The sequence below is a fragment of the Solwaraspora sp. WMMD791 genome (assembly GCF_029581195.1).
Classification (GTDB): Bacteria; Actinomycetota; Actinomycetes; order Mycobacteriales; family Micromonosporaceae; genus Micromonospora_E.
On the sequence record NZ_CP120737.1, the window covers coordinates 2,931,476 to 2,947,952 of the forward strand.

Genomic DNA, 16,477 nt, shown 5'->3' on the forward strand with positions numbered 1-16,477 from the left:
GTCCACCGCCGGTGCCGAGCGGCGGCCCGGCCGGTCCCGGTCAGACCTTGCCGGCGCGGGACGCCAACTGGTCGATGCCGCTGACCAGGCCTCCGGCCAGGTCACCGCCGCCGAACGAGGCCACCATGGACAGCGCGGCGAGCTTGGCGTCGCGGTCCGGGATCCGCCGGCGCGCCTGCGCCCCGGTCACGATCTCCAGCAGCCGCTGGTTCGGCGACACGGCGATGAGCACCGAAGAGTCCGGGTCGGTGAGCTGCCGGTGCAGGGTCACCGCGTACTCCCGGGACGGCTCGACGAGATCGCCGACGTAGATGCTGAACGCCAGACCGGTCGCCGAGTCCGCCAGCCGCAATGCCTCGTCGAGGCGGAGCAGCTGCCGGGTGTTGAACGGCCCCGGCATGGTCGCGGCCCGACGGGTGGCGTCACTCGACTGCTCGTGCACCTGCTCACCAACGGTCACTTGCGCCTCCCGTCGCACCCGGCCGGGACTGCCCGGAACCGGCCTCAGCGGACTCGATCGCCGCCGGCTCCGTACCGGCGGGCAGCTCCGCCGCCTGGACCCCTGCGGACCTGTCGCCGGCGGCGACGAACCAGACCGGGCTGAACTCGAACGGTCGGCCCGGGCGGTAGCGGCGGTCCGCCCCGCCGCGCCCGCCGACCAGCGCCAGAGCGGCCACCACGAGCACGACGGCCGCCGGGATGACGACGAAGTACAGCACCGTGTGGGTTACAGACAATCTCAACGCCCCCCGGCATCGGTTCAAGGGACTCAGCGGATGTCAGAAGTCCTGGACGTGGCCGCGCCGCCAGCCCGTTGCGGCTCAGACGCCTTCACGGTAGCGGAGCCGTCGGCCCACCAGATCTCCGGGTGCCGCCCGGTTCGGCCGGCCCGCTGCTCAAGTTGGGCGGCGGCGGCCAGCACCGTGGCGTCCGCACCGGCCTGCCCGGTCAGCAGGACGCCGACCGGCTGACCGGCAGCACTGTCCGCCACCGGAACGGACACCGACGGTTGCCCGGTGACGTTGAACACCGCACAGTACGGCGAGAAGCGCCGCTGCCGGTCGAAATCCTCTGCCGGGTCACCCGTTTCGGTGAACCAGCCGACCGGTGCCTGTGGCCGGCTCAGCGTCGGGCACAGCAGCAGGTCCAGCCCGGCGACTGCGTGCATCGCCCGGCGTACCTGGACCTGCAGCTCGCTCAGCGTGGTGACCAGCGTCGCCGCGCTGATCGCCTGACCCCGTTCGCGTAGCAGCCGGGTCAGTGGCAGCAGCTGGGCCTGCCGCTGCGGCGGCACCGGGGACAGCGCCAGGACGTACCAGATGGTCTCGAACAGCGGCCACAGTTGCGGCCCGAGCGGTGCCGGGACCTCGACCACGTCGTGGCCGGCGTCGGCGAGCAGCGCCGCCGCCGTGTCCACCGCCGCCAGACAGTCGGGGTGCACCGGTTCGTCGGCGAGCATCGGGGTGGTGAACCGGCCGATCCGCAGCCGGCCGGGATCGGCGGCCCGGGCCGCCGCAAGGTAGCCACCTGCGGCCAGATGGTCACCCGCCGCCAGCGGGGTACCCGGCGGCGCGGCGGGTGGCAGGTACGGCTCGCCGGGCACCGGCACCGCCATGGCGTCGAGCAGCGCGGCGGCGTCGGTCACGGTCCGGGCGATCGGCCCGTGGCTGGGCAGTCCGAACCCGCCGGCGCCGAGCGGCCCGCCGGAGACCAGCCCCCGGGTGGGTTTGTAGCCGACCAGGCCGCAGAGCGCGGCCGGGATCCGGTTGGAGCCGCCGCCGTCGGAGCCCTGCGCGAACGGCACCAGCCCAGCGGCGACCGCGGCTGCGGCGCCTCCGCTGGAGCCGCCGGCGGTGCAGGTCAGATCCCACGGGTTACGCGCGGGCGGGGCCACCTCGCCTTCGGTGTAGAGCGCGCAGCCCAGCTCGGCGGCGGTGGTCTTGCCGAGGCTGACGGTGCCGGCGGCACGCAGCAGCCGCACCACGTCGGCGTCGACGCTCGGTACGTGGTCGACGAACGCGGCCGAGCCGAAGGTGGTCCGCACCCCGGCGGTCAGCGTGAGGTCCTTGATCGCCACCGGTACGCCGTACAGGGGGCCGGGGTGCCGCCGCTCGCGGCTGGCGAACGGCACCTCGTCGAGCACCCTGGCCTGCTCGCGGGCGGCGTCCGGGGTGACCGTGACGAAGGCGCCGACGGTGTCGGAGTGCGCGGCGATCCGGGTCAGGTAGTGCTCGACGAGGTCGATGCTGCGCAGTTCGCCCCGGCGGACCGCGGCCGCCTGCTCCACCCCACTCAGCTCATGGATCTGCGGCATGGGTCGATCCTGGCAGGCCGCCGGCACACCGGCTCCACCCGGGTGGTGCGGCGTGACCCACCCGGGTGGTGCGGCGTGATTCACCCGGTCGGTGCGGCGTGCCGGTGGCCGTGGCGGGAAGTCCGACCGGTGAGCTCGGGAGGGGATCATGCGGAAATCGAGGCAACCGGTCCGGACGCTCGCCGGCCTGGCCATGGCCGTGCTGATCGGCATCGCGACGGTCCTGGCGGCGGCGACACCGGCCTACGCCGGCAGCACGTACGTGGAGGCCGAGCCGAGCACGGTGCAGGCCGGTGAACGGTTGACGATCCGGGCCAGCTGCGGCGACGACAACAACAGCCAGGCGACCGTCGAGTCGGACGCATTCGGCCGGGTGATCGTCACGCCCGACCAGGGCCTGCTCACCGGTCAGGTGACGGTACCCGGCAGCAAACGGCCGGGGCGCTACCCGGTCGACCTGCAGTGCCAGAACGGCAACACGGCGACCACCACGCTCACCGTGACCGGCACCGCCCATCCGACCCGGGGGCCGGACGCCGGCGGGGGCGGGACCGCCTCGGCCGGCACCGGAGCCGGCGGCTCGGCCCTGCTCGCCGGGGGGATCGCCGCAGTCGGGCTGGGGGTGGGCATCGGGCTGCTCGCCATGCGCCGCCGCCGCGCCGACTCCGGCGCCTGACCTGCCGACGGCCAGATGGCCGCCCGTCGCACACCGTCGCAGGACCGGCTGTACGGCGCTCTGGTGTCGGTACTGGCCCAGATCGGCACAGCCGGGACCACCGCGCACACGGTCACGCCACGGGTGAGCACCTACGGCCGGCCCAGGCCGGCCCTGGACGCCGACTGCCCGGCGCCACTGCCGGCCGTCCCGGGTACCGCCCGGGGCATCGCCCGGGCCCCGGTGCGCGGGGTGGCCGCCGTACCCGCCTCGCAGCCCACCGGGCTGCCGGGCCGCTCCCGGGCGGCCGACCGGTCCGCACCGGCCCGGCGGCGCGGCTCCGGCGGGCACCGGGGCTGGCCGTGGGGCCGCCGGCGTGATCGGTCCGGTGTCGGACAGGTCGCGGGTGCCGCCGGGCGGGCCCGAGCGGGTACGCCCCGGTTCAGCCCGGTGGCCCTGGCGCTGATCGTCGTCGGCGTGTTCGTCGCCGGGTTCGGCTTCGAACGGGTCACCGGCACCCCGCTGGCGCGGTGGCTGCCGGGCGCGGACCGCCACGTCAGCCCGGAACACCCGCCGATGGCGGCCAGTGACCCGGTCAGCCTGACCATTCCGTCGCTGCGGCTGCAGGCGGCGGTGCACGACGTCGGGTTGGCCGACGACGGCACGATCGCCGTACCGGAGCTGAACCGGCACAACGAGGCCGGCTGGTACGTGGCGAGCCCGACCCCGGGCGAGAACGGCCCGGCGGTGATCGTCGGGCACGTGGACACCACCACCGGGCCGTCGGTGTTCTACCAGGCGAGCACGCTGCAGCCGGGTGCGAAGATCCAGATCCGGCGGATGGACGGCTCGGTGGCGGTCTTCGAGGTCAACTCGGTGGAACGGTTCGACAAGTCGTCGCTTCCGGCCGAACGGGTGTACGCCGACTACAGCCGCCCCGGCCTGCGCCTGATCACCTGCGGCGGCCAGTGGGTGGGCGGCTCCACCGGATACGCGGACAACGTGGTCGTCTTCGCCTCCCTGGTCGATGCCGAGGGCGGTTGAACCGGCCCGGCGGGCCGACACTTTCGCCTCCGTCGGCCCGGTTCAGGCGGCACTCGTTTCCGTCGGCCCGGTTCAGGCGGCGGCTTCGGCCTCGGGCAGGTCCAGCCAGTCGGCCCAGCGTGGATCGGGTGCCCGGTGTCCGAGCACCCGCCAGGCCGTACCCTTCGGCGCCGCCGGCGCGGTCTGCAGCCGCCAGCCCAGCTCCGCTGGCGTCCGGTCACCCTTGGTGTGGTTGCAGCGGGCACAGGCGGCGACGACGTTCTCCCAGACGTGCCGACCGCCGCGACTGCGCGGAAAGACGTGGTCGATGGTCTCGGCCGGGCCCCGGCAGTAGCCGCAGCGCCCGCCGTCGCGGGCGAAGATGGCCCGCCGGGAGAGGCCGACATGCGTGCGGTACGGCACCCGGACGTAGCGGGTCAGGCGCACCACGGAGGGCACCGGCAGACGCTGCCGGGCGCTGTGCAGCATGCCCTCGCCATCGGCGACGCAGACCGCCTTCGCGGAGAGCACGAGAATGGCGGCCCGACGCACCGATACGACACACAGCGGCTCGTACGTGGCATTGAGCACCAACGAACCGGAGCCCACCGTGGGTCGTATGTCAGGCATCCCGCTCACCCTCTCGGTTGTGTTCCCACCCGCTCCTGGCACCTGACGTGAATCGACACGATCCGACCATCGGACCGTGACCTGCGTCGGCGTGGCGCCGACACCTGTGCGCCAATAGTCCCCGATAGATGACCCGAATGCACGTACTATTCGGCCGCTACCCCGTGGGCGGTCGGCGGATGGTGCGCCGATGACCCGTTGCGTCCGGTTCCGCCGCTCGGGTGGGCCGCCCGCCGACCGGCCGGCGACGTACGGTACGAAATGACCGTGCAGCTGCTACCACCCGCTGACGTCGCCGGGCCACTGGCCTGGTCGGCGCAGGAGTCACCCGCTCCGACCGTGAGCCCGGAGTGCCCGCAGGACGATCCGGTCTGCAACCAGGTGTTCGACTGGACCGGCCTGCCCTGGCTGGCCGAGGGCAGTTTCTGGCTGCTGGTCAAGCCGATCCGGATCCTGTTGATCGTGATCGCCGCCGTGGTGCTGCGGTACCTGCTGCACCGGGCCATCCAGCGGTTGGTGACGAGCACCTCGACCGTGTCCGGCCCGGCGATCCTGCGGCCGCTGCGCGAGCGGGTACCACCGGTCGGGCCGGTGGCGATGCCGGAGCGACGGCGCCAGCGGGCCGAGGCGATCGGGTCGGTGCTGCGCAGCATGGTCAGCGCGGTGGTGTTCTCCCTCGCTGTCCTGCTGATCCTCGGCGAGCTGAGCTTCAACCTCGCCCCGCTACTGGCCAGCGCCGGCATCGCCGGCATCGCGTTGGGCTTCGGGGCGCAGGCGCTGGTGAAGGATCTGCTCTCCGGCCTGTTCATGCTGTTGGAGGATCAGTACGGCGTGGGTGACACGGTCGACCTCGGCGAGGCGACCGGCGTGGTGGAGGCGGTCGGCCTGCGGATCACCACGGTTCGCGACGCCCGTGGTGTCCTCTGGTACATCCGCAACGGGGAGATCATCCGGGTCGGCAACAAGAGCCAGGGCTGGGCGATGGTCGTGGTCGACATGCCGATCGGCTTCGCCGACCCGGAGCAGGCCACCGCGGTACTGCGTACCGCCGCTCTGGGGGTGGCCGCCGACGGCGAGTTCGCCGACCATTTCGTGGAGCCGCCCGACGTACTCGGCGTGGAACAGATCACGATCGACGGCGCGGTGATCCGTACGGTCGCCAAGACCACGGCGGAGGGTCAGTTCACTGTGGGTAGGCAGTTGCGCCGCCAGCTGGCCGCCGCGTTGCAGACCTCCGGGATCTCGGCGCAGATCGCCGCCGGGCGGATGTTCGTCGCCCGGGGGTCGGCCGGTGAGCAGGAGGGCGGAATCGCGGGCACGGCGACCTGAGTCCGCCCGACGGCGCGGCCGGCGGGGTAGCCGCCATCAGCCGATGAGCAGGGCGGAGGCGCCGGATGGCGGTCTGGTTGTCATCCGTACGTTTAGTCAGAGTGACGACAAACCAGCCGTTCACACTAGCCAGATGTCACCCGATCGGGCATGATCCGGGACGAGTGTCATCGGAGTGTCACCGCCACTTCGCTCAGCCGTACGTCCGGGACGTTCCCCGGCGCACCTGCCACGAGCGGGCCGCCGAGAACGATGGAGGCGCCGTCCGTGTCCGACGAGACACACCACGCCGGGAAACCGGCCACCTTCCGCGATGTCTTCGCGGTCGGGGAGTTTCGTTTCCTGTTCGCCTCGGTGACGCTGTCCTGGGCCGGCGACTACATCGCGAAGGCCGCCGTCACGGTGCTGGTCTACCGGCAGACCCAGTCGGTCGCGCTGTCGGCGGCCGCCTTCGCGGTCAGTTTCCTGCCCTGGCTGATCGGTGGGCCGTTGCTGACCACGGTCGCCGAGCGGTACCCGTACCACCGGGTGATGATCACCACCGACCTCATCCGGATGGTGCTCATCGCGCTGGTGGCGATCCCCGGACTGCCGGTGTGGGCGATGCTGGGGCTGCTCTTCTGCGCCACCCTGGCGAGCCCACCGAACCAGGCGGCCCGCTCCGCGCTGATCCCGACGATCCTCACCGGTGACCGGCTCATCGTCGGGCTGTCGGTCAACGCCAGCACCAGCCAGCTCGTCCAGGTCGGCGGGTACGTCGCCGGCGCGGCCGTCGCCGCTGTCAACCCCCGTGCCGCGCTGCTGCTCAACGCCGCGACGTTCGCGTTGTCGGCGCTGGTGGTCCGGCTGGGGATCCGGGCGCGACCAGCGACGACCAGCGTCGACGACCGGCAGCATCTGCTGCGTGAGACGGCGGAAGGGTTCCGGCTGGTGTGGGGCACCGACGTCCTGCGCGCCATCGCGGTACTGGTGTGGACGGTCCCGTTGTTCGCGATCGTCCCCGAAGGGCTGGCGGCGGCATGGGCGGCCGAGTGGGCGGCCCAACCGGGCGTCGACGACGCCGACCGTGGTCTCGCCCAGGCCATGATCATGGCGGCCAGTCCGACCGGTTACATCCTCGGTGGCCTGCTCATCGGCCGGTTCGTCCGCCCGGACCGACGCAGCCAACTGATCCGTCCGTTCGCGGTGCTCGCCCCACTCGTGCTGGCCCCGGTGATGTTCGACCCCAGTCCCGTCGTGGTGGCGGCGCTGGCCGCCGTCTGCGGCTTCGCGGTGGCCGGGCTGCTGCCGGTGACCAACGGGCTGTTCGTCCGGGCTCTGCCCCAGGGCTACCGCGCCCGTGCGTTCGGAGTGGTGGCGACCGGAATGCAGGTCAGCCAGGGGACGGCGGTGCTGCTCACCGGGGTGCTCGCCGACCGCTTCGACATCCCCACGGTGGTCGGGTTGTGGAGCCTGGCCGGGGCGATGGTGGTCTCGCTGGCGCTGCTGCGGTGGCCTGACGCGGAGCGCTTCGACGCCGCTGCCGCCGCGGTCGCGGTCACCGAGGCGACGACGCCGCCGACCGCCGGCGCGACGGGGTCGGCGGGCAGCGGGCCGACGGGGTCGACGGTCGGGCGGCTGGTGCCACAGAGTCGACCCGACCCACGCGCCGGTAGCGCCGGTCAGGACCGGGCCGGCGGCGCTGGCGACCAGCCGCCGAGCCAGGTCGGCAGCGCCTGACGGACCCGGGCCGGCCGCCCGCGCCCCGGCTGGCAGGATGGATGCGTGACAGCGTCCGATCCCGCCACCGGTGCCTCCGGCACGACGCCCGCCGCCGGCGACCCGGCGGCGACCTTCTTCGCCGCCGTCGGCGGCGAGCCGACCTTCCGTCGCCTTGTCGACGAGTTCTACGCCGGCGTCGCCGACGATCCCCTGCTGCGGCCGATGTACCCGGAGGCGGACCTGGGGCCGGCTGCGGAGCGGCTGACGCTGTTCCTGATGCAGTACTGGGGCGGTCCGGGGACCTACTCGCAGCAGCGTGGCCATCCGAGGCTGCGGATGCGCCATGCGCCGTACCGGATCGGAGCCGCGGAACGGGACGCGTGGCTGCGGCACATGCGCCGGGCGGTCGACCGGCTGCAACTGCACCCTGAGCTCGCCGGTCTGCTCTGGGACTATCTTGAGCGGGCGGCGTACTTCATGGTGAACGAGATGGAGCCGACCCAGCCGCCTGGGCGTGATCTCTCCGCCGGCTGACCGGGCGATCTCGCTGCGGCTACCGACGGGCGGGGCGGGTTGCGCCGGACCCGCCACCCGCGCGACGGCCGCTAGAGCAGCGCCCCCTCGTCGTGCAGCCAGTCCACGAAGGTGGTCGCCACCGCGGCACCGCAGTCGAGCACCTCGACCAGTAACGCGTCGTGCGCGCCGGCGGCCAACGGGACCTGCAACTCGGCGTAGATCGGCAGCTGACCCCGGTCGGTGGGGTCGCCGACGTAGGCCTTGCAGAAGCGTCGGGTGTGGTTCCACTCGTTGACCACCCGGTAGGCGCGGTCGGCCCAGTCCGGTGGCACCGTCGAGTGCGGACGGGCCCGTACCACCAGGATCTCGTCGTCCGGTCCCTCGAGGGTGAACAGCACCGCGTGCCGTTCCCACATCGCCAACAGGCTGCCGTCACCGTCGGCGAGATACCGGATGTCGAGCAGGTCGAGCGCGTCCCCGACGCGGCGCAAGGTCACTGGCGCGACCTGCGACGACATCTCCTTGCCTGATGCCGCTGCGGGCACCGGAACCGGGCAGGGCAGCCCGGCTGGTCTGGTCGGCCCGAGTTCAGCCGCAGGCCGGACGGTCTGTTCCGGCACTCGTGGCGCGGGCGGCCCCAGCCGCACACCGCTGTCCACTCCCGACCTGCTTCGGGTACTTGTCTCTTCGGCATTCGCGTGACCGGAGCGCCACGACCACCACGGCATTATGCGCACCTCACTCCCCAGCGGATCCGAGCGCCTACATTGCGTCGGATCCGAGGCACGACGGTACCCGGATAGCCGGGCCGAGGCACCCCCCCACCGGCCCCCCCGAACCAGAGGGATGATGAGGCATCAGCCGTTCGGATGATTGGCTATCGGCGCTAGCGTCAAAATGTTAACTCTTTGTGTCCAAGCGACGCCGTACGGCGCATCAAGTCCTACCCAGTTGCCTACTGTCCGGACCCGTACCACTGACGTACCACCGCCAGTCGGCCCGCCCGACACCGGCCCCGGCCCCGGTTCCCGGCGCCCGACCAGGTGCCAAGATCCAACTGGCTGGCGATGGCGGGCCGGCCCGACCGTTGCCCCGAGGAAACCCATCCGGACCACCGCCTGCACCAGCGACTGACGGACCTCGACCCGCAGGGTGGGCGCGTCGTCGCCGGTCACCACGATGGCGACGTGGTCGAGCAGGGCGTCGCGCAGCGCCCGCGCGCCGACCGCCCGACCACCGACGCCCTCCCGCTGGGCGGCCCGCAGGGTGCCAGCTGCGGCGGCGGCCACCCGACGGACCTCGTCGGCCGGGACGGTCTCCACCGTCCGGACCGTTCCGGACGGCACCGGCCACCGCCAGGCGTCGTCGCGACGCGGCGGCAGGACGTCGTCGGCACCGGAGAGCCGGGTCAGCAGGTCCCCGGCGGCGACGGTCACGTCGCCGGGCCCTGGCCCGGCGACCGTCCGTTGGACCAGCACCGACCAGGGCAGCCGGGCCCAGAGCTCGGTCCGGCCCGGTCCGACCGACCGCAGCCGCACGACGGCGGCGGGATCCAGCCGGGTCAGCCGGGCGAGGAAGGCACCGGCGTCGGCGAGCCCGGTGATCCCGTGACCGCCTGACGACCCCGGGCCCGCCGGAGACGCACCGGCCATCAGTCGGCGGGCCGCACGTACGGCAGCAGGAAGGCCCGCTCCGCGTCGGTCAGCCGACGCGGTCGCCCCTGGCCGAGGTCGAACGGCACCAGGACCGACCGGGCCCGGCTGACCACCTGGTCACCGTCGAACATCTCGTACGCCACGGTGAACCGCGACGGCCGGACCTGCTCGATCCAGAGCTCGATCCGTACGCTGGGTGCCTGCTCGGCGGTGGCCCGACCCAACCGGTAGTCGACCGGGCGCAGGTAGTCGACCTCGTGTCGGTGGATGAGCACCCCGTCGGCGAACGAGTCGACGCCCCAGGCCCGCCCACCGGAGAACATCAACGCGACCCGCGCCTCCTCGTAGAGGGTCAGGAACCGGGCGTTGTTCAGGTGCCCGTACGCGTCAAGGTCCGACCAGCGCAGCGCGGCGTGGAACGTGTAGCGCTGCCCGCCGGGCACGGCGGGCGGCACACCGGTCGGTGCACTGCCCGCCGGTACGCTGCCCGCCGAGGCCAGGTCAGTCACGGGTGAGCTTGCGGTAGGTCACCCGGTGCGGCCGGGCCGCCTCGGCGCCCAGCCGGTCGATCTTGTTCTTCTCGTACGACTCGAAGTTGCCCTCGAACCAGAACCACTTCGCCGGGTCGGTGTCGTCACCTTCCCAGGCGAGGATGTGCGTGGCGACCCGGTCCAGGAACATCCGGTCGTGCGAGATGACCACCGCACAGCCGGGGAACTCCAGCAGGGCGTTCTCGAGACTGGACAGGGTCTCCACGTCCAGGTCGTTGGTCGGCTCGTCGAGCAGGATGACGTTGCCGCCGATCTTCAGAGTGAGCGCGAGGTTGAGCCGGTTGCGTTCACCACCGGAGAGCACCCTCGTCGGCTTCTGCTGGTCCGGGCCCTTGAACCCGAACGCGGCGACGTAGGCCCGCGACGGCATCTCGACCTTGCCGACCATGAGGTGGTCCAGCCCGTCGGAGACGACCTCCCAGACCGTCTTGCTACCGTCCAGACCGGAACGGTTCTGGTCGACATAGGACAACTGTACGGTCTCACCGACGCGCACCTGGCCGCTGTCCGGCTGTTCCAGCCCGACGATGGTCTTGAACAGGGTGGTCTTACCGACCCCGTTCGGCCCGATGATGCCGACGATGCCGTTGCGCGGCAGCGAGAAGCTCAGGTTGTCGATCAGGACCCGCTCGCCGAAGCCCTTCTTCAGGTTCACCGCCTCGATGACGGTGTTGCCCAGTCGCGGGCCCGGCGGGATCTGGATCTCCTCGAAGTCCAGCTTGCGGGTCTTCTCCGCCTCGCTGGCCATCTCCTCGTAGCGGTCGAGCCGGGCCTTCGACTTGGTCTGACGGGCCTTGGCGTTGGAGCGGACCCACTCCAGCTCCTCGGTGAGCCGCTTCTTCATCTTGGCGTCGCGGCGGCCCTCGACCGCCAGCCGGGCGGCCTTCTTCTCCAGGTACGTGGAGTAGTTGCCCTCGTAGCCGACGGCCCGGCCCCGGTCGAGTTCGAGAATCCAGCCGGCCACGTTGTCCAGGAAGTAGCGGTCGTGGGTGATCGCGATCACGGTGCCCGCGTACTTGGCCAGGTGCTGCTCCAGCCAGCTGACGCTCTCGGCGTCCAGATGGTTGGTGGGCTCGTCGAGCAACAGCAGGTCCGGAGCCTCCAGCAGCAGCTTGCACAGCGCGACCCGGCGCCGCTCACCACCGGACAGCTGCGTCACGTCGGCGTCCGGCGGCGGGCAGCGCAGCGCGTCCATGGCCAGTTCGAGCTTCGAGTCGACGTCCCAGGCGTCGGCGTGGTCCAGCTCCTCCTGCAGCCGGCCCATCTCGTCCATCAGCTCGTCGGAGTAGTCGGTCGCCATCTGCTCGGCGATCTTGTTGAACCGCTCCAGCTTCGCCTTTGTCTCGGCGACGGCCTCCTCGATGTTGCCGAGCACCGTCTTCGCGTCGTTGAGCGGCGGCTCCTGGGACAGCAAACCGACGGTGTAGCCGGGCATCAGCCGCGCCTCACCGTTGCTGGGTCGGTCCAGGCCAGCCATGATCTTGAGCAGGCTGGACTTACCGGCGCCGTTCGGGCCCACCACGCCGATCTTGGCGCCGGGCAGGAAGCTGAGCGTCACGTTGTCCAGCACGACCTTGTCGCCGTGCGCCTTGCGCGCCCTCTCGAGGACGTAGATGTACTGGGCCACGGTGCGGCCTACCTCCAGAACTCTCGTGGAACCCGCCGGACGCGGGCGTCTCGCGGCTCTCGCCGACCCACCCCCGCTGCGGGCAGGCTGGTGCTGCGTGCCGGCCCGCCCGCAAGCGGACGGACTGATGCTCGTGCAGGCCCGCCCGCAAGCGGGACGGACCGGTGCTACGTCGGTACGCCGTCGTCAATCCTGACAGGTCCGGCCCCCCGACCGCATGTCACCCCACGGTGCGACCGCCGGTGAACCCGTCGCACCAGGCGGGGTGTCGCAGACCACACCACCCCCACTGGTTTCGGCGGCCGGCCCGGCTGGGCACCAGGGGCGGGGAACAACTGGGATGCCAAGAGGGGGACGGGGGTCCAACCGCCTGACCCGCACAGTACGCTCATGGCGGTCCCGTAATCACCGGAGGTGTACGGAACGTGACGGTTCGGAGCTCGTTCGTAGTGGTCGCCAACCGCCTACCGGTGGACGAGGTGACCACGCCCGAAGGACGCCAGTGGCGTCGCAGCCCCGGCGGGCTGGTGACCGCCCTGCATCCGGTGCTCGCCCAGCATCATGGCACCTGGGTGGGCTGGGCCGGCGGCGCGGGAGCCGCGCCGGATCCCTTCGATTTGGAGGGTATCCGGCTGCACCCGGTGCCGTTGAGCGCCGAGGAGTTGGAACGCTACTACGAAGGCCAGTCCAACGCCACCATCTGGCCGCTGTACCACGACGCGGTGGAGACACCCGCGTTCAAACGCCGCTGGCGGGAGGCGTACCGGGTGGTCAACGCCCGGTTCGCCGAGGCGGCCGCCGAGGTCGCCGACGAAGGTGCCACCGTCTGGGTGCAGGACTATCAGTTGCAGCTGGTGCCGGCGATGCTCCGAGAGATCCGGCCCGACCTACGCATCGGGTTCTTCCTGCACATCCCGTTTCCGCCGATCGAGCTGTTCATGCAGATGCCGCAGCGGGCCGAGATCCTGCGTGGCCTGCTCGGCGCCGACCTGGTCGGCTTCCAGCAGCGGCTGGCCGCGCAGAACTTCGTCCGGCTGGCCCGGCACCTGCTGGGGCTGCGCTACGAGGGCCAGATGATCCAGGTCGACGGACGCAAGGTGAAGGCCGGCGCGTTCCCCATCTCGATCGACGTACCCGAGATGGAGCGGATGGCCCACGACCCGTCGGTACAGGCGCGGGCCAAGCAGATCCGGGCCGAGCTGGGGGATCCGAAGACCGTCATCCTCGGGGTGGACCGGCTGGACTACACCAAGGGCATCGAACTGAGGCTGAAGGCCTTCCGCGAACTTCTTGCTGACGGAAAGCTGACAGTTCCGGACGCGGTTATGGTGCAGGTCGCCACGCCCAGTCGCGAGCGGGTCGAGCACTACCAGGCACTTCGGGTCAAGGTGGAGCGCGAAGTTGGTCGGATTAATGGTGAATTCGGCCGGGTGGGTGTGCCCGCCGTGCACTACCTGCACCAGTCGTACAGTCGCAGTGAACTCGCCGCGCTCTACCGCGCGGCCGATGTGATGATGGTGACACCACTGCGAGACGGAATGAACCTGGTGGCCAAGGAGTACGTCGCGGCTCGCGCCGACACCGGCGGGGCACTCGTGCTCAGCGAGTTCGCCGGTGCCGCGACGGAGCTGCGGCAAGCGTTCCTGTGCAACCCGCACGACCCGGACGGCGTCAAGGACGCGTTGCTGCGGGCGGTGCACGTCGACAGTTCCGAGGCCCGGCGGCGGATGCGGATCATGCAACGCCACCTGCGGACCCATGACGTCGGCCACTGGGCCCGCTCCTTCCTCACAGAACTCGGTGTGCCCGAGACGGAGGAATGAATGAAAACGTCCGTCCTTGACGGGGACGTACGCGCGGCCGCGGACCGGATCGATCCCGAGCTGCGCGCGGCGATCGGGCGGATCGCCCGGATGCCGATACTCCTGGTTGCCTGCGACTACGACGGCACACTCGCGCCGATCGTCGAGGACCCGGCCAAGGCCGTGCCGCTGCCGGAGTCGGTCGCGGCGGTACGCGCGTTGGCCGCCCTGCCGCAGACCACCGTCGCGGTGGTCTCCAGCCGGGCGCTGCGTGACCTGGCCGCACTGTCGCGGCTGCCCAGCGAGGTCCACCTGGTCGGCAGCCACGGTTCCGAATTCGACATCGGCTTCGTCGAACGGCTCGCCCCCGAGCAGTTGCAGGTGCACTCCCAGCTCAAGCGGGAGCTGCGGCAGCTGATCAAGGACCGGCCGGGAATCCGGCTGGAGGTCAAACCGGCCAGCGTCGCGGTGCACACCCGGGGCGCAGACCCGCAGGTCGCCGCCGAGGTGGTCGACGCGGTCCGGGCCGGGCCGGCCAGCTGGCCCGACGTCACCGTGACCCAGGGCAAGGAGGTGGTCGAGCTGTCGGTGGTCGCCACCGACAAGGGCACCGCCCTGGACCAGATCCGGACCCAGACCTCCGCCAGCGCGGTGCTGTTCATCGGCGACTCGATCACCGACGAGAGCGCCTTCGCCAACCTGCACGGCCCGGACGTCGGGGTCAAGATCGGCGACGGCGAGACCCGGGCCGACTTCCGGGTGGCCGAACCGATCGACGCCGCCCGGCTGCTCGGCGTACTGCTGGAGACCCGGCGCAACTGGCTCTACGGCGAGCACGCCGTACCGATCGAGCGGCACTCGATGCTCGCCAACGGGCGCACCATCGCCCTGCTCACCCCGGACGCCCGGGTCACCTGGCTGTGCCACCCCCGGCCGGACTCTTCGGCGATCTTCGCCGACCTGCTCGGCGGGGCACCGGCCGGCCACTTCACCGTCGCCCCGGCCCGGGGCGGACTGCCGCTGGGGCAGCGCTACCGGCCCGGCACGATGACCGTGGAGACCCGCTGGTCAGGATTGACCGTCACGGACTGGCTCGACCTGCCCACCGCCGAGCCGGCCGTCGACGACACCGTCGTCCCCGGCGCCGACTCCACCCTGGTACGGGTGCTCACCGGCACCGGCCAGGCCCAGTTGGAGTTCGCGCCCCGGCCCGAGTTCGGTCAGGTCGCCGTCCAGTTGCAGCCGCTCGGCGACGGGCTGCTGGTGCTCGGCTCCAACGAGCCGGTCGCGCTCTACTCCCCCGGCGTGGAGTGGAAGGTCGTGGACGACGGCGGCCGGGAGACCGCCCGGGCCCTGGTCGACCTGGCCGCGCTCGGCGGGATGCTCACCATGGAGCTGCGGTTCGGCTCGCACAGCCTGGAGCACCACACCGTACCGGTCCAGCAGCGGCAGTCCGCCGCCGAGCAGCCCTGGCGGGACTGGGTCCGTGACCTGAAGCTGCCCAGCACCGGCCGGGAGCTGGTCACCCGCAGCGCGTTGACGCTGCGCGGGTTGTGCCACGAGGCGACCGGGTCGATCCTCGCCGCCGCGACCACCTCCCTTCCGGAGGAGCTCGGTGGGGTCCGCAACTGGGACTACCGCTACTGCTGGCTGCGCGACGCGGCGATGAGCGCCCGCGCGCTGGTCGACCTCGGCTCGCTGACCGAGGCCGAGGCGTTCCTGCGCTGGGTGGACGGCTGCGTGGAACGCACCGGCGGGCACCCGGAGCGGCTGCACCCGCTCTACACGGTCGAGGGTTTCGAGCTGGGTGCCGAGGCCGTCATCGACACCCTGCCCGGCTACGCCGGTTCCCGCCCGGTCCGGGTCGGCAACCTGGCCAACCACCAGCTGCAGCTCGACGTGTTCGGTCCGATCGCCGACCTGCTCGCGGTGGTCGCCGACGCGCGCGGTTCCGTGCGCGACGACGAGTGGCGGGTGCTGGAGGCGATGGTGCAGGCGGTGGAGCGCCGCTGGCACGAGCCCGACCACGGCCTGTGGGAGGCGCGACTCGCCCCCCGGCACCACGTCTTCTCCAAGGTGATGTGCTGGATGACGGTGGACCGGGCGCTGCACATGGTGCGCCGCCACGGCGGTGGCGAACGGCCGGAGTGGGTCGAGCTGCGCGACCGGATCGGCCACAACGTGCTGGAGTACGGCTGGCACGAGAAGGCCGGCGCGTACACGGTCGCCTACGGCGACGAGGAGATGGACGCCTCGTCGCTGTGGATCGGGCTGTCCGGGCTGCTGCCCGACGACGACCCCCGGTTCCTGGCCACCGTCCTCAAGGTCGAGGCCGACCTGCGCAGCGGCCCGGTCGTCTACCGCTACCGCTGGGACGACGGCCTGCCCGGCCGGGAGGGTGGATTCCACATCTGCACCGCCTGGCTGATCGAGGCCTACCTGCGGACCGGGCGGCGCAGCGACGCCGAGGAACTGTTCGAGCAGATGATCGACACCGCCGGTCCGACCGGCCTGCTGCCCGAGCAGTACGACCCGATGGCCGAGCGCGGACTGGGCAACCATCCGCAGGCGTACAGCCATCTGGGTCTGATCCGGTGCGCCCTGCTGCTGGACGACATGCTCAAGCTCTGACCAGTCCAGGTCCGGCGCGTCCGCCGTCGCGGCGCGCCGGACC

At 71.8% G+C, this 16,477-nt stretch carries 15 protein-coding genes; 7 read left to right on the plus strand and 8 right to left on the minus strand.

Annotated features, from left to right (window positions below):
• Positions 1-40: 40 nt before the first annotated feature.
• From O7623_RS12905 to O7623_RS12915, 3 genes are read right to left on the minus strand one after another with little or no spacing between them, the layout of a single operon-like run.
• On the minus strand, positions 41-400 hold the full coding sequence (locus O7623_RS12905; RefSeq protein WP_282229395.1) for a DUF5130 family protein: 360 nt from the start codon (positions 398-400) through the stop codon (positions 41-43).
• Between the two features lie 46 nt (positions 401-446).
• Complete coding sequence (locus tag O7623_RS12910) at positions 447-737, minus strand: hypothetical protein (RefSeq protein ID WP_282228863.1); 291 nt, start codon at positions 735-737, stop codon at positions 447-449.
• Between the two features lie 32 nt (positions 738-769).
• Positions 770-2,314 carry an amidase gene (locus O7623_RS12915; protein WP_282228864.1) on the minus strand — a complete coding sequence of 515 codons (1,545 nt, stop codon included), beginning with the start codon at positions 2,312-2,314 and terminating at the stop codon, positions 770-772.
• A 193-nt stretch (positions 2,315-2,507) separates the two neighbouring features.
• Here O7623_RS12915 and O7623_RS12920 point away from each other — a divergent pair, with 193 nt between their 5' ends.
• Positions 2,508-2,990, plus strand: a complete 483-nt coding sequence (locus O7623_RS12920) for a hypothetical protein (protein WP_348775160.1) — start codon at positions 2,508-2,510, stop codon at positions 2,988-2,990.
• Between the two features lie 15 nt (positions 2,991-3,005).
• Complete coding sequence (locus O7623_RS12925) at positions 3,006-4,013, plus strand: class F sortase (protein ID WP_282228866.1); 1,008 nt, start codon at positions 3,006-3,008, stop codon at positions 4,011-4,013.
• 72 nt (positions 4,014-4,085) lie between these two features.
• Here the strand turns inward: O7623_RS12925 and O7623_RS12930 are convergent, their stop codons facing one another.
• On the minus strand, positions 4,086-4,622 hold the full coding sequence (locus tag O7623_RS12930; RefSeq protein WP_282228867.1) for an HNH endonuclease: 537 nt from the start codon (positions 4,620-4,622) through the stop codon (positions 4,086-4,088).
• A gap of 261 nt (positions 4,623-4,883) precedes the next feature.
• Between O7623_RS12930 and O7623_RS12935 the strand changes: the two genes are divergently transcribed.
• The 3 genes from O7623_RS12935 (at position 4,884) to O7623_RS12945 (ending at position 8,186) form a co-directional block, all read left to right on the plus strand.
• Positions 4,884-5,951: a mechanosensitive ion channel family protein gene (locus O7623_RS12935; RefSeq protein ID WP_282228868.1), complete on the plus strand. Its 1,068-nt coding sequence runs from the start codon at positions 4,884-4,886 to the stop codon at positions 5,949-5,951.
• 252 nt (positions 5,952-6,203) lie between these two features.
• A complete protein-coding gene (locus tag O7623_RS12940; RefSeq protein WP_282228869.1) occupies positions 6,204-7,670 on the plus strand; it encodes an MFS transporter in 1,467 nt (488 codons plus the stop codon).
• A gap of 45 nt (positions 7,671-7,715) precedes the next feature.
• Positions 7,716-8,186: a globin gene (locus O7623_RS12945; RefSeq protein WP_282228870.1), complete on the plus strand. Its 471-nt coding sequence runs from the start codon at positions 7,716-7,718 to the stop codon at positions 8,184-8,186.
• A gap of 71 nt (positions 8,187-8,257) precedes the next feature.
• Here the strand turns inward: O7623_RS12945 and O7623_RS12950 are convergent, their stop codons facing one another.
• The 4 genes from O7623_RS12950 to ettA all read right to left on the minus strand — a co-directional run bounded on the left by O7623_RS12950 (position 8,258) and on the right by ettA (position 12,001).
• A complete protein-coding gene (locus O7623_RS12950; protein WP_282228871.1) occupies positions 8,258-8,896 on the minus strand; it encodes a YbjN domain-containing protein in 639 nt (212 codons plus the stop codon).
• Positions 8,897-9,025: 129 nt separating this feature from the next.
• The gene (locus O7623_RS12955) at positions 9,026-9,820 is read right to left on the minus strand and encodes a hypothetical protein (protein ID WP_282228872.1); all 795 of its coding nucleotides are present in this window, start codon (positions 9,818-9,820) and stop codon (positions 9,026-9,028) included.
• Positions 9,820-10,266, minus strand: a complete 447-nt coding sequence (locus O7623_RS12960) for a thioesterase family protein (protein ID WP_282229396.1) — start codon at positions 10,264-10,266, stop codon at positions 9,820-9,822. Before O7623_RS12960 ends, O7623_RS12955 begins: the two co-directional genes overlap by 1 nt.
• 58 nt (positions 10,267-10,324) lie before the next feature.
• Positions 10,325-12,001 (minus strand): energy-dependent translational throttle protein EttA, encoded by a 1,677-nt coding sequence (gene ettA, locus O7623_RS12965; protein ID WP_282228873.1) that lies wholly within the window; start codon positions 11,999-12,001, stop codon positions 10,325-10,327.
• A 425-nt stretch (positions 12,002-12,426) separates the two neighbouring features.
• Between ettA and O7623_RS12970 the strand changes: the two genes are divergently transcribed.
• The gene (locus O7623_RS12970; RefSeq protein WP_282228874.1) at positions 12,427-13,824 is read left to right on the plus strand and encodes a trehalose-6-phosphate synthase; all 1,398 of its coding nucleotides are present in this window, start codon (positions 12,427-12,429) and stop codon (positions 13,822-13,824) included.
• Positions 13,825-16,434, plus strand: coding sequence for a trehalose-phosphatase (otsB, locus tag O7623_RS12975; protein ID WP_282228875.1), 2,610 nt, complete (start codon positions 13,825-13,827; stop codon positions 16,432-16,434).
• Positions 16,435-16,477: the final 43 nt, after the last annotated feature.